General features: G+C 63.1%; 10 protein-coding genes. 2 read left to right on the top strand and 8 right to left on the bottom strand.

From position 1 onward, the window contains the following. Nucleotides 1-3: 3 nt before the first annotated feature. From LJ362_RS06785 to LJ362_RS06770, 4 genes are all read right to left on the bottom strand, one after another. Nucleotides 4-1,926, bottom strand: coding sequence for an ABC transporter ATP-binding protein (locus LJ362_RS06785; RefSeq protein ID WP_264801398.1), 1,923 nt, complete (start codon nucleotides 1,924-1,926; stop codon nucleotides 4-6). After that, on the bottom strand, nucleotides 1,926-2,957 hold the full coding sequence (locus LJ362_RS06780; RefSeq protein ID WP_264801397.1) for an ABC transporter permease: 1,032 nt from the start codon (nucleotides 2,955-2,957) through the stop codon (nucleotides 1,926-1,928). The genes LJ362_RS06785 and LJ362_RS06780 overlap by 1 nt, the downstream gene beginning before the upstream one ends. Then, nucleotides 2,954-4,498 carry an ABC transporter permease gene (locus LJ362_RS06775; protein WP_264801396.1) on the bottom strand — a complete coding sequence of 515 codons (1,545 nt, stop codon included), beginning with the start codon at nucleotides 4,496-4,498 and terminating at the stop codon, nucleotides 2,954-2,956. The genes LJ362_RS06780 and LJ362_RS06775 overlap by 4 nt, the downstream gene beginning before the upstream one ends. 104 nt (nucleotides 4,499-4,602) lie before the next feature. Continuing rightward, nucleotides 4,603-6,408, bottom strand: a complete 1,806-nt coding sequence (locus tag LJ362_RS06770; protein ID WP_264801395.1) for an ABC transporter family substrate-binding protein — start codon at nucleotides 6,406-6,408, stop codon at nucleotides 4,603-4,605. A 259-nt stretch (nucleotides 6,409-6,667) separates the two neighbouring features. Here LJ362_RS06770 and LJ362_RS06765 point away from each other — a divergent pair, with 259 nt between their 5' ends. Next, nucleotides 6,668-7,252 carry a hypothetical protein gene (locus LJ362_RS06765; RefSeq protein ID WP_264801394.1) on the top strand — a complete coding sequence of 195 codons (585 nt, stop codon included), beginning with the start codon at nucleotides 6,668-6,670 and terminating at the stop codon, nucleotides 7,250-7,252. A 14-nt stretch (nucleotides 7,253-7,266) separates the two neighbouring features. Here the strand turns inward: LJ362_RS06765 and LJ362_RS06760 are convergent, their stop codons facing one another. The 4 genes from LJ362_RS06760 to LJ362_RS06745 form a co-directional block, all read right to left on the bottom strand. Next, complete coding sequence (locus LJ362_RS06760) at nucleotides 7,267-7,920, bottom strand: MBL fold metallo-hydrolase (RefSeq protein ID WP_101544891.1); 654 nt, start codon at nucleotides 7,918-7,920, stop codon at nucleotides 7,267-7,269. 49 nt (nucleotides 7,921-7,969) lie between these two features. After that, nucleotides 7,970-9,040, bottom strand: coding sequence for an NADH:flavin oxidoreductase/NADH oxidase (locus LJ362_RS06755; RefSeq protein ID WP_264801393.1), 1,071 nt, complete (start codon nucleotides 9,038-9,040; stop codon nucleotides 7,970-7,972). An 82-nt stretch (nucleotides 9,041-9,122) separates the two neighbouring features. Beyond that, nucleotides 9,123-9,902, bottom strand: a complete 780-nt coding sequence (locus tag LJ362_RS06750; protein ID WP_264801392.1) for an alpha/beta hydrolase — start codon at nucleotides 9,900-9,902, stop codon at nucleotides 9,123-9,125. A gap of 96 nt (nucleotides 9,903-9,998) precedes the next feature. Then, the gene (locus tag LJ362_RS06745; RefSeq protein WP_264801391.1) at nucleotides 9,999-10,640 is read right to left on the bottom strand and encodes a thymidine kinase; all 642 of its coding nucleotides are present in this window, start codon (nucleotides 10,638-10,640) and stop codon (nucleotides 9,999-10,001) included. Nucleotides 10,641-10,797: 157 nt separating this feature from the next. On the opposite strand from LJ362_RS06745, the gene LJ362_RS06740 reads away from it, so the two are divergent. Further along, complete coding sequence (locus LJ362_RS06740) at nucleotides 10,798-13,026, top strand: NADP-dependent isocitrate dehydrogenase (protein ID WP_264801390.1); 2,229 nt, start codon at nucleotides 10,798-10,800, stop codon at nucleotides 13,024-13,026. Nucleotides 13,027-13,084 lie beyond the last annotated feature (58 nt).

Genomic DNA, 13,084 nt, shown 5'->3' with positions numbered 1-13,084 from the left:
AAGTCAGGCGTTCATCGTGGCCTCGAGGACCGCGTCCCTGGCCTCCCGACGCTTACGCTGCTCCTTCGGATCCGGAACCGGAACCGCCGACAGCAGACGCTGTGTGTACGGGTGGACGGGGTTCGACACGACCTGTGAGGACTTGCCGATCTCGACGAGGTAGCCGTGGCGCATCACCGCGATGCGCTCGGCGATGCGTTCGACCACGGCCAGGTCGTGGCTGATGAACAGACACGCGAAACCGTATTCCTTCTGCAGACCTTCGAACAGGTCGAGGACCTTCGCCTGCACGGACACGTCAAGCGCCGAGGTCGGCTCATCGGCGATGAGCAGCTTCGGTCGCAGAGTCAGAGCACGGGCGATGCCGATGCGCTGGCGCTGACCGCCGGAGAGCTCATGCGGATAGCGGTTGCGCATGGAGGTCGGCAGTTCGACCGCGGTGAGCAGCTCCTCGACTCGCTTGCTCAGCTGCGGCCCCTTCATCCCCTCATGGAGGTAGAGAGGCTCTCCGATCGACTCCCCGACCGGCAGTCGCGGGTTGAGCGAGGAACCAGGATCCTGGAATACGATTCCGACTTCCTTGCGCAGGGGCCGCATCTGCTTGTTGCTCAGGCCTTTGATGCTCGTGCCGTTGACGACCATGTCGCCTTCGACCGTGGGCAGCAGCCCGAGAGCGGCTCGTCCGATCGTGGTCTTACCCGACCCCGACTCCCCCACCAGGCCCACGACTTCGCCGGGAGCGATCATGAGATTGATGTGGTGAGCGGCGCGGAAGGCCTTCTTCCGGCCGATTGCGGGGTACTCGATCGCGGCGTCACGCAGCTGCAGGGCAGAGGGCTTCGAGAAGTCCGCCTGCGAACCGGGATGGTAGTACGTCTCCGTGGAGTCCATCTCGATGTCCGGGCGATCCGGTTCGGTCGCCTGGGCACGCGCCTCGGCCACGGCCATATCGGCAGCCCCGGCCTCGGAGAGACCATCGCCGCCCGCGCCGGCCTCCGGCCGCCCCACCGGGTCATCCGCGTGCGAGACCTGGTCGGAGTTGATATCGGACAGCGAGGCTCGGACATCGCCGACGCTGCCGCCGAATACTTCGCTGTCGGTACCCGCGCCGAGGTGGGGCACAGCTTCGAGGAGCTGCTTCGTATACGGATGCTGCGGATGATAGAAGATCTCCTCCGCGGTGCCCGACTCGACCACCTTGCCGGCGCGCATGACGATGATGCGGTCGGCCATATCAGCAACCACGCCCATATCGTGTGTGATGAGGATGATGCCCGCGTCGAGCTTCGACTTCAATTCGCGCATGAGCTTGAGGATCTCGGCCTGCACCGTGACGTCGAGCGCGGTGGTCGGCTCATCGGCGATGAGCAGCTTCGGCTGACAAGCCAGAGCCTGCGCGATCATGATGCGCTGACGCTGACCACCGGAGAGCTGGTGCGGGAACGAATGGAACCGGTCTTCGGGATCCGGGATCTCGACGAGCCGCATGAGCTCGAGGGCTCGTTCCTTGGCTTCCCTGGGACCGATGTCGAGGTGGACGCGCAGCGTCTCCACGATCTGGTACCCAGCGGTATAGACCGGGTTGAGCGCCGTCATCGGCTCCTGGAAGATCACAGAGATGTCGTTGCCGCGCACGGCCTGCATCTTCTCCGGCGGCATGCCGATGAGTTCACGTCCGTTGAGCTTCGCTGATCCGGTCGCACGGCCGTTGCTCGGTAGGAGCCCGAGCAGAGACATGCTCGACTGCGACTTGCCCGAACCGGACTCGCCGACGATCGCCAGAACCTCGCCGGCATTGACCGTGTAGTCGAGGTGTTCGGCGGCCATCCACCATTCGTCGCTGACCCAGAACTGGACTCCGAGGTCGTTGACCTCGAGGATCGGGGAGCCCTTCTTCGGCTGGGTGTCTGCTTTGTTCTCAGCCATCACTTCGCCTCCTTCTGTGCCATGCGCTCGGCTTTCTTCATCTTCCTCCAGCTCGGGATGGTCTTCATCCGCGGGTCGAACGCGTCGCGCAGACCGTCGCCGATGAAGTTCACGCACAGAGCGATGACGATGATGAACAGGCCGGGCCACCAGAACAGCCACGGGCGTGTGGCGAAGGAGGTCTGGTATTCGCTGATGAGCTGACCGAGCGAGATGCCGGGCGGTTTGATGCCGAAGCCGAGGTAGCTCAGGGAGGCTTCGAGGACGATCGCCTGGCTCATGATCAGTGTCGTGTTGACGATGATGACGCCCATGGCATTGGGCAGCATGTGCTTGAACATGATTCGGAAGTCACTGGCCCCGGCCACGCGGGCCGAGTCGACGAATTCGCGTTCGCGCAGGGACATGAAATCACCGCGGACGAGTCGCGCGAGGCCCACCCAGAGGATGCAGCCCAGCGCCACACCGAGCAGAGGACCGTTCGCTCCGCCGACGAGCACACCGAGGATCGAGCCGACCACGATGACCGGCAGGATGACGAAGCCGTCGGTGATGCGCATGAGCACCGAATCGACCCAACCGCGGTAGTAGCCCGCGAGGGCGCCGACTACTGTGCCGATGATCAGGCACACTATGCCGATGATGAACATGACGACCAGGGAGATCTGCGTTCCCTTCATCACCCTGGCGAAGTTGTCACGACCGATCTCATCCTGTCCGAACGGATGGTCGCCGAGCGAGAAGAAGTTCGCCAATGACCACGTGGGGGCACCCCCGGGGTTGACCACGGGCCCGGAGGCCGTATGGCTGAACTTCCACCAGCCCGGCACAGCACCGAAGCCCTGTGCGCTGAAGGCGAAGATGGCCACCAGCACGAGGACGACGATCGAGATCATCGCGCCTTTGTGGCGAAGGAACTTGCGCAGGACGATCTTGCCCTGGGAGAGACCTTCGGTCTCCTTCGACTCGATCGCATTGTCCCCGACTTCGTCGAGGGCGAGAGCGTTCTGTTTGTCGTTGTTGGTACTCATGCGTTCACTCGGATTCTCGGGTCGAGGACGGCGTAGAGGAAGTCCGCGACCAGGTTGGCGATGATGGCGAGCAGACCGGTGATGAGGATGTAGGCCATGACCGGATCAAGCTCCGCGTTGTGCAGCGAGTCGATGAAGAGCTTGCCCATGCCGTTCCAGCCGAAGATCGTCTCCGTGATGACGGCACCGCCGATCATCGTGATGATGTCGACAGGGATGACCGAGGCCAGCGGCAGCAGCGCATTGCGCAGAGCGTGGCGCATGATCACCGTACGTTCGTTGAGACCTTTGGCGCGTGCCGTGCGGATGTAGTCCTGTCCCATGACCTCGAGCATCGAACCGCGGGTGTAGCGGGTGTACGAGGCGAAGGAGATGAGAACCAGGGCGATCGACGGCAGCAGGAGGTGGGTGAACGAGTCGAGGTTCGTGATCCAGAAGTCACCGTCGATGTTCGGCGCCGAAGCGCCGATCGTCGCGATCGGGCGATTGTTGATGGCCGGGTCGTCCGAATACTCCTGCCACCCCTGCAGTACGCGGTCGGCGAAGATGAGCACTGCCACGATGATGGCGGTGAAGCTCGTCGTGCGTGCGGTGTCCCAGGGATCCGGTCCCCGGAATGCCAGTCCGACGCCGATGGCGACCGCGATCGCCACGATGAAGAGCCCGAACATCCACAGCCAATTCATGTCGACGTAGTAGAAGAGGTTCATCAGGGGCCAGTAGAGCAGCGCGCCGATGACCACAGTGGTCAGCGAGGCATAGAGCACGCGGCGGTTCTTCAGTCCCGTCGACAGGTACGTCATGACGATGGCCGCACCGGCGCCGATGACGACCACGCCGAGGAGGCCGATGGTCGGCTGCTGCATCCAGCCGCTGGCGAGGATGTAGTAGATCGTGCCGAAGGTGATGAGCGCGGCAGCGGCGAAGGTGATGGCTCGACGCTTCGCGCTGCCTCCGAGCGCGCCCATCCAGAACAGGCCCATGGCCACACAGCCGATGATGATCGGCCACCAGGATTCCAGGGTCGGATCGTTGATGAAGTTGTTGATGTCGATCGCACCGTACTGCTTGAGCAGCACCGCCACCCAGAAGACGGGCAGCGAGTAGAGGAGGAAGGAGACGAAGGTGATGAAGTAGTCGAAGCCCGAGTATTGGCGGATGGCCGAGATCATGCCCACGGCGATGCCGAGGATGATGGCCACGATCGTCGAGGCGGTGATGAGCTTGATCGTGTTGATGATCGCGCCCTGCAGCTGTTCGGTGACCTCCTGGCCCGACTTCCAGGCGATTCCGAAGTCACATTGGCCGATGGCGCAGCCGCCGACGCCTGCCAACCACTTGAAGTAGCGGACGACTGCGGGAGTGTCGAGGTCGAGGAGTCGTCGACGCGACTCGTAGAGGGCCTCGATATTCGGTGAGGTGCTCGCGCGCAGGTCCCAGAAGAAGTCGAGCGCGACGTTGAGGAGCAGGTAGAGGACGAAGGTGACGACGAGGAGTACGAGCGCCGTCGACAGCAATCGTCGGAGGATGAATCTGATCATGATGAGGGTTCCGTTTCAATCTTCCGAAAACGCCGCTGTGGGGATCACACAGTGATCCCCACAGAAGGCTTGGGTGGAGAAGAACCGATCGCGTCAGTCGCGAATCAGTTGACTTCCCACTCCCAGTAGTTCCAGAACATCGTCGGCGACACGGACGTCGACTTCACGTTCTTCACGCTGTCACGGTAGATCGTCAGTTCGGGGAACTGGAAGATCGGCGCGCCGAAGGCGTCCTCGGTCAGCTGCTTCTCCATGTCGATGAGAAGCTCCTGCTGCTCATCTTCCTTGGACACGAGCAGCTTGTCGAGGATCTTGTTCATCTCCTTGCTCGAGTAGCCGCCGTAGTTGTTCTGAGCGCCGGTGCGGAAGTTCGCATCGTTCTCCGTGACTCCGGTGCCTTCGGACTGCCAGCCGAACAGCGAGACATCGTAGGTTCCGTCGCCGAGGCGGGTGCCCCAATTGACGTCTCCGACGTCCTTGATCTTGAAGCCGGCTTTCTCGGCCGATTCCTTGATCAGCTGGAACTCCTGCTGACGACGCGAGTTCGTGTTGTCGTACATAACACGCACGGTCGGAGCGTCGACGCCCGCTTCCTCGAGCAGCTTCTTCGCGGCCGCGACGTCACCATCGGCGGCGTCTGCGACGCCGTTGACCTTGGTGATCGCGTCGTACATCGGCGAGCCGGGAACCTGCGAGTACGAATCGCGGGTGACGGCCTTGTCGTTGAGAGGCTTGATGATCTTCTCGACGATGTCCTCACGCGGCAGCGCCTTGAGGAACGCCTGACGGACCTTCTTCGCCGTCTCCTCGTCGCCACCGTGGGCAGCCGGGTCGAAGGGACCCTTGTTGTCGAAGGTGAAGTCGACGTGCTCGTAGGTCGCACCATCGGCGGCGTCGACCGTGACGCCGTCGATCTTCTCGGCTGCGGAGAGGACGTCAGCGGTCGCCTGCGGCTGAGTCATGTCGACCTCGCCGTTCTCGATCGCCTGGATCATCGCCATCGGATCGCCGTTGTAGCGGACCGTGACGGTCTTGACCTTCGGCTTTACCGGACCCGTGTAGTTGTCGTCAAGTTCGAGGGTGACGTACTGCCCCTCTTCGAACTTCGTCATCTTGTAGGGACCGTTGTGGACCAGCAGGTCCTCGTCCTTCGGCATCGAGGTGAAGTCGAACCCGGTGTTCCAGGTGTTCGAGATCTTCGACAGGGCTTCGGTGTCCTTGTCCTTGATGGCCTTGAGGATGGCCTCCTTGCCCTTCTCGGCGTCGTCGACCCCGAGTGCCTTCTTCGCCACGATATGGGCGGGCACACCGACGCCGTCGGCACCGGTGCCGAACTCGGTCTGCCAGTCAGCGTAGGGCTTGGAGTATTCGAGGGTGATCTCCTTGCCGTCATCGGAGATCTCCGGGAACTTCTTGATCAGAGCCGAGCCGGCGGTCGAGGAATCGAAGTAGACGGTCTTCGCGTCGTTCTTCTTCACCGTTCCGTCGTCGTTGTTGTTGGCTTCGACGGTGTTGAAGTTCGCCGAGGTGCCGGCCCAGGTCAGCGCCAGGTCAGCGGCGTCGACGGGGGTGCCGTCGGACCACTTGGCATCATCGTTGAATGTGTACTTGACCTTGAGCGGATCTTCCGAGACCTGTTCTACCTTGCCGAGGGCTCCGTCCTGAACTTCGAGGTCACCGTCGTAGTACCCGAAGTTGTCATTCATCATGTAGGTGAGAATGGCGTTCGAGGTCGCATTGCCGTTGGCCGTCAGTGTGTTCATCGACCGGAAGGATTCGTTCCAACCGATGTTGACGGCGGTGTCATTTGATGCTTCATCGTCACTGCCTCCGCCAGGGGGTGTGCAGGCGGTGAGCACCATTGCAGCGGCAGCCACAGAGGCACCGGCCGCGAGGAAGCGCTTGTTCACGTTCTCTCCTTGTTGTTCTAGGGCGAGTCACCCTCGTTCTTACACTCCCAGACCGGAGTGCATTCCGGTCACATGCAGCGCGTCGGCAGAGACCGAAGCGCATGTGACCGCGTTCATGCTTTTCACATGGATTGCATCAAAGTTAATTCACGGGCGACTGTGACGGAGTCCACATAATGAGCAAATTTCCGAATCGTTACCGTTTCGAGACCAAGAGAACAGACAACTTTTGTTCAGTCTCAATGGATAGGATGATCAGGTGGCTGACAGTGAGATAGATCGCAATGAAACCGAGCCGACCGTCGTGCGGACGACGAGTTCGACGGCCCTCTTCTTCATCGTCGGCGGCCTCTGTGCCTTCGGTGTGCTCTCGATCGTGTTCGGCGATTTCACCCTGCGTGGTCTGGCCGCTGCGGGTATCCCGCTGGCCGTCGGCACCTTGGTCTTCGTCTTCTATCGCTATCCCCGTGTCGAATTGCACAGACAGCAGCTCATCTTGGTCAATCCGCTGCAGACCGTGACGATTCCGTGGAACCTCGTCGACGGCTTCGAGACGCACTTCGGTCTGAGTGTGCGCACTCATGAGAAGAAGTTCGCCTCATGGCCGCTGGCCGGCAAGGGCAAGAAATGGGAGAAGGATGAACGGGGCAGGCGTCAGCTCGTCGAAGATCCGAGCCCGGCCGTCGATGCCGTGCTCGATCGCTATGCGGCGCTCAGCGACGCAGAGCTGGCCAACGCCAGCGGACAGCGTGTCATCGAGACGAGGTGGAACATCGGCATCATCGCCGTGGGTCTGCTCTCCATCGTCTGGGCGCTCATCGGCTTCGCGGCGCTGCCGAGCTGAGAGCCGAACTGCGGTCACCAACCGCGTTCGCGCCACTCCCCCAGTTTCGGACGTTCCTCGCCCAGGGTCGTCGAGTCCCCATGTCCGGGCAGGACGAGAGTCTCGTCCGGAAGTTCGCCGAAGACCCGCTCCTCGAGGTCGTCCATGAGCGAGGTAAAGTCCTCGGCCGACCAGGTCTTGCCCGGCCCGCCCGGAAACAGCGAGTCACCGGAGAACAGGATCGTCTGGCCCCCGTCGCGCAGAAGCAGTGCGATCGAACCGGGGGTGTGCCCGCGCAGAGCGATTGCCTGGAGGACGAATCCGCCGAAGTCCCCGACATCGAGGTGATCGACGGAATGCGCGATCTCCACTCCTTCCGCCTCGGTGATGGCGGCCGCGTCCGCAGCCCCAGCAATGGTCATCGCCTCCGGATAGTTCGCCGAGGTGGCCGGCAGCGCCCGAATATGATCCCAATGCTGGTGCGTGGTGATGATCGCCCTGAGCTTCGGGTCGGCCTCGGTGTCCTGCGCTCCTGAGCCGATGAGTTCGGTGATCGCCTCGGCGTCATCGGCGGCGTCGATGAGGACCTGGGAACCGGTCTCTTTGGCGGTGAGCAGATAGACGTTGTTCGCCATCTCGGAGACCGCGATAGAGCGGATGATGACGTGCTCGGTTTCGATCGTGTGCATTTCCAAACTCCTCAATCTGTGCTGATGCTGCGAACTGTTCAGGGACAGGTCACCAGGCTCCGCGAGTGTACTGCGGAGGGTAGGGTCCGGGTTCGACTCCGAGGACATGGGCGGCTCGCTGCGGCCAGGAAGGTTCCCGCAGAGCGGCGCGGGCCATGAAGATCGCATCGGCCTGGCCGGTGCTGAGGATGGTCTCGGCTTGCTTCGGCTCCGTGATGAGTCCGACGGCTCCGGTCAAGGCTCCTTCGGCGCGGATCGCTGCGGCCAGGGACACCTGGTAGCCGGGGCCGATGGGGATCCGCACCGGATAGTTGCCTCCGGAGGAGACGTCGATGAGGTCGACTCCGGCCTCCGACAGCGCACGGCTGACCTCTGCGGCTTCGGCGATGTCGAAACCGCCGTCTGTCCATTCGCTTGCCGAGATGCGCACGAACACGGGCACATCCTCGCCGACCTCGGCGCGCACGGCCGCATAGACCTCATGGAGCAGTCGGGACCGGCCGGCGAGATCGCCGCCGTATTCGTCGCTGCGCTGGTTCGACAGCGGTGACAGGAAAGAATGGAGCAGATAGCCGTGGGCCGCGTGGAGTTCGACGAGGTCGAACCCGGCGTCGATCGCACGGCGGGCAGCAGCTGCGAAGGCGGCGACCACCTCGGCGATGTCGTCCTTCGTCATCTCCGTGGGCTCGGCCAGCTGAGGATAGGCGATGGGGCTGGCGCCGAGAGTCGGCCATCCGCCCTCGGATTCGGGGACGCTGCCTTTCGGTTCCCCGGTGAAGGGGCGGTAGGTGCTGGCCTTGCGGCCGGCGTGGGCGAGCTGGATGCCGATGATGCTGCCCTGGGAGTGGACGAAGTCGACGACCGCCGACCATGATTCGGCCTGATCGTCGTTCCAGATCCCGGCGTCCTGCGGTGAGATGCGCCCCTCCGGGACGACGGCGGAGGCTTCGGTGAGGATGAGCCCGAATCCACCCTGCGCCCGGGCACCGAGGTGGACAAGATGCCAGGGGCCGGGCATTCCGTCTTCGGCTTCGCAGGAGTACTGGCACATCGGGGCGAGCCAGATGCGGTTGGGAATCTCGGTTCCGCGCAGAGTCAGCGGTTCGAACAGCGCAGTCATGACATCAGTCTGCCAGTTCCGCTCGAGCTCAGACAGCGATCCCGAATACCGGAACGCCGAAGATGCGACGGAGCGCGCCCTTCTAGAGCCGGCCGCAGAACTCCTGGATGTAGTCGACGACGATCTCGGGGTGTTCGACCATCGGCAGGTGAGCCGAGTCCGGGATCGTGACGAAGTGTGCGCCCTCGATCTGTTCGGCCAACTCCGACATCGCCTCAGGTGTGCAACCGGGATCTTGAGCCCCTGCCATGACGAGCGTCGGGGTGGCGATCGAGCCGAGCTTCCCACTCAGATCGTAGGTCTTCAGCGCCGAGGCGGCCGCGATGTACGCCTCGTCATCGACCAGGGCGAGGTCGGACAGGACGAGGTGGCCGGTGGCGATGTCCTCGCCGAGGAACCCGGCGGCGAACCACCGATCGGCGGTGTCATCGACAAGTCCCTTGGTACCGTCGGCGCGGACTTCGCCGATGCGTTCGTCCCAGGATTCCGGAGTGCCGAACTTCTCGGCCGTCGCACAGGCGACGAGTCCGGTCAGCGAATCGGGGTGGTTGAGCGCCAGGGTCAGACCGACGCCGCCGGAGATCGAGACTCCGCAGTAGATGAAGGACTCCACCCCGAGCTCGGCGAGGGACTCGACGACACCGGAAGCCAGCGCTTCGATCGTCAGCGGGGCGGCCGCCTCTGCGAGCGAATCACCGGAAGGGAGGGTATGTCCGGGAAGGTCGGTGAGGTAGATCTGGAAATCGTCGGCCAGACGCGCGGCCACGGAGGTCCACAAAGGCATCCGGGTGCCCAAAGCGTTGCCGAAGACGAGGACGGGAGAACCGGGATTGTCGTTGAAGGCACGGACGGCGATGCGCATGGAGGCTCCTTGAGAACTGAAAGTGCGAACGGATTTCGGCTGGATACGACGGTCGTCGATGAGCTGGATTCGACGGGGAAGCTGTGTCGGGATCGGTCAGGAGTCTGTCGTTGACAGCCTACCGCCGGAGTACTCGAGATAACAGCTCGGGCACAGTGACTCATAGGTCACGGAATTGCCGTCGATGGCGACCTGATCGCCGTCGAAGATGAACGCTCCGTCGACGAGGCGGCCGTTGAACATCGCCTTGCGGCCGCAGCGGCAGATCGTCTTGAGTTCCTCGAGGGTGTGGGCGATCTCGAGCAGTCGCGCTGAACCGGGGAATGCCTTCGTCTGGAAGTCTGTGCGGATTCCGTAGCACATCACCGGCACCGAGGCGGTGGTGGCGATCCGCATGAGCGAATCCACTTGGACGGGGTTGAGGAACTGCGCTTCGTCGATGAGCAGGCACGCGACCGGGATCTTCGGGGCGTCGATGGATTCGATGAGGGCATCGTGGTCGACGTAGTCGGCATGTTCGGCATAGATCCGCTCCACGTCACCGTCGGCGGGGATGACGAAGTCGACCTCACGGGTGACGCCCAATCGGGACACGATCTGCGATGCGCCTTTGGTGTCGATCAGCGGCTTGGCCAGCAGAACGCGCTGGCCGCGTTCCTCGTAGTTGAAGGCCGCCTGCAGAAGAGCGGTCGACTTGCCGGAATTCATCGCCCCGTACCGGAAGTAGAGTTTGGCCACTGTCGTCCTCTTTCTGTTGTCCGTGCCGACACAGAAGACTACCGGGTGCCACCTGGGGATGTGAGCACCATCATCGGCCGGGACCGCCTACCGAAATGGCCCAGAAGGTAGGATGGAGGGCGATAAACCCCAAAAAGATGCGGAGTGGTCCTTAACTATGGCTAAAATCATTTACACGCGCACGGATGAAGCGCCGCTTCTGGCGACGTATTCGCTCAAGCCGATCATCGAAGCCTTCGCCACGTCGGCCGGTGTCGAGGTTGAGACCAGGGACATCTCTCTCGCCGCACGCGTGCTGGCCCAGTTCAACGACCGTCTGCCTGAGGAACAGCAGGTCGGCGACGCACTCGCGGAGCTCGGCGATCTCGCGAAGACCCCCGATGCCAACATCATCAAGTTGCCCAACATCTCGGCTTCCGTCCCGCAGCTGAAGGCGACGATCACCGAACTGCAGTCCCAGGGCTACGACCTGCCCGCCTACCCGGAGGAGCCTTCGACCGATGAGGAGAAGGACGTTCGGGCACGCTATGACAAGGTCAAGGGTTCGGCCGTCAACCCGGTGCTGCGTGAGGGCAACTCCGACCGTCGCGCTCCGCAGGCAGTGAAGAACTTCGCCAAGGCCCACCCGCATTCGATGGGCGAATGGTCCAAGGACTCGAAGACCCGCGTCGCCACCATGGGCTCGGACGACTTCCGCGACAACGAGAAGTCCGTGATCATCGAGGCCGATGACACCCTGTTGATCCGCCTGCGCACCGCTGTGGGAGAGACGAAGGTCCTCAAGGAGTCCCTGCCCGTCCTGGCCGGCGAGATCGTCGATTCGACGAAGATGAACGCCGCCGCCCTCGACGAATTCGTCAAGGACCAGATCGCCGCGGCCAAGGCCGACGACGTCCTCTTCTCCGTCCACCTCAAGGCCACGATGATGAAGGTCTCCGACCCCATCCTCTTCGGCAAGGTCATCGAAGCTTTCTTCCCCTACGTCTTCGCCGAGTACGGTGACGTCCTCGCCGAGGCGGGACTGACCTCCGACAACGGACTGGCCGCCATCCTCGCCGGGCTCGACACCCTGCCTGCCGAGGCAGCTGCCGGAGTCAAAGCCGGAATCGAGAAGGGTCTGGCCGACGGGCCCGACCTGGCCATGGTCAACTCGCACAAGGGCATCACGAACCTTCACGTGCCCTCCGACGTCATCGTCGATGCCTCGATGCCGGCGATGATCCGCGTCGGCGGCAAGATGTGGAACAAGGATGACCAGACCCAGGACACCCTGGCCGTCATCCCCGACTCCTCCTACGCCGGCGTCTACCAGACCGTCATCGAGGACTGCCAGGCCAAGGGCGCCTTCGACCCGCGGACCATGGGCACCGTGCCCAATGTCGGTCTCATGGCGCAGAAGGCCGAAGAGTACGGCAGCCACGACAAGACCTTCGAGATCCCGGAGGCCGGAACCGTCGAGGTCGTCAACTCCGCCGGCGATGTGCTCATGAGCCACGAGGTCGCTGCCGGTGACATCTGGCGCGCCTGCCAGACGAAGGACATCCCCGTCCGCGACTGGGTCAAGCTTGCCGTCACCCGTGCCCGCTTGTCCGAGACTCCGGCCGTGTTCTGGCTCGACGAGACCCGCGCCCACGACCGCAACATCAAGGCGAAGGTCGAGGAGTACCTGCGTGACCACGACACCGAGGGCCTGGACATCCACATCATGAACCCGGTGGAGGCCACTCAGTTCTCCATCGACCGCATCCGTGAGGGCAAGGACACCATCTCGGTGACCGGCAACGTCCTCCGCGACTACAACACTGACCTGTTCCCGATCCTCGAGCTCGGCACCTCGGCGAAGATGCTCTCCGTCGTTCCGCTCATCGCCGGCGGCGGACTGTTCGAGACCGGTGCCGGCGGTTCGGCTCCGAAGCACGTCGAGCAGCTCGTCGAAGAGAACCACCTGCGTTGGGACTCCCTCGGTGAGTTCCTCGCACTGGCCGAATCGTTCCGCCACGAGTTCAACGTCCACGGAAACGAGCGTGCCGGCGTGCTGGCCGACACCCTCGACGCCGCGACCGGCAAGTTCCTCGAAGAGAACAAGTCGCCGTCGCGTAAGGTCGGCGAGATCGACAACCGCGGCAGCCATTTCTACCTCACCCTCTACTGGGCACAGCAGCTGGCCGAGCAGACCTCGGACGAAGCTCTGGCCGAGGCCATCGCACCGGTGGCGAAGGCACTGTCCGAGAAGGAGGACGCCATCGTGGCCGAACTCCTCGAGGTTCAGGGCAGCCCGGTCGACCTGGGCGGCTACTACTACCCGAACGACGCGAAGACCGAAGCCGCCATGCGGCCCTCGGCCACGCTCAATGAGATCATCTCCTCGCTGAGCAAGACCGTCTGATCAACTGATCGACACCCCTGATGAAAGAGTCCCGGCAGCCGCTGCCGGGACTCTTTCT

Source organism: Brevibacterium sp. JSBI002, assembly GCF_026013965.1.
GTDB lineage: Bacteria > Actinomycetota > Actinomycetes > Actinomycetales > Brevibacteriaceae > Brevibacterium.
Note: the sequence above shows the minus strand (reverse complement) of the source record. Positions and strands in the feature narration are given on the sequence as shown.

What these genes read in the sequence shown, in the direction of transcription:
- LJ362_RS06760 (WP_101544891.1), bottom strand. Translation starts at nt 7,920, where the DNA reads ATGCACACGATCGAAACCGAGCACGTCATCATCCGCTCTATCGCGGTC.
- LJ362_RS06755 (WP_264801393.1), bottom strand. Translation starts at nt 9,040, where the DNA reads ATGACTGCGCTGTTCGAACCGCTGACTCTGCGCGGAACCGAGATTCCC.
- LJ362_RS06785 (WP_264801398.1), bottom strand. Translation starts at nt 1,926, where the DNA reads ATGGCTGAGAACAAAGCAGACACCCAGCCGAAGAAGGGCTCCCCGATC.
- LJ362_RS06780 (WP_264801397.1), bottom strand. Translation starts at nt 2,957, where the DNA reads ATGAGTACCAACAACGACAAACAGAACGCTCTCGCCCTCGACGAAGTC.
- LJ362_RS06775 (WP_264801396.1), bottom strand. Translation starts at nt 4,498, where the DNA reads ATGATCAGATTCATCCTCCGACGATTGCTGTCGACGGCGCTCGTACTC.
- LJ362_RS06750 (WP_264801392.1), bottom strand. Translation starts at nt 9,902, where the DNA reads ATGCGCATCGCCGTCCGTGCCTTCAACGACAATCCCGGTTCTCCCGTC.
- LJ362_RS06740 (WP_264801390.1), top strand. Translation starts at nt 10,798, where the DNA reads ATGGCTAAAATCATTTACACGCGCACGGATGAAGCGCCGCTTCTGGCG.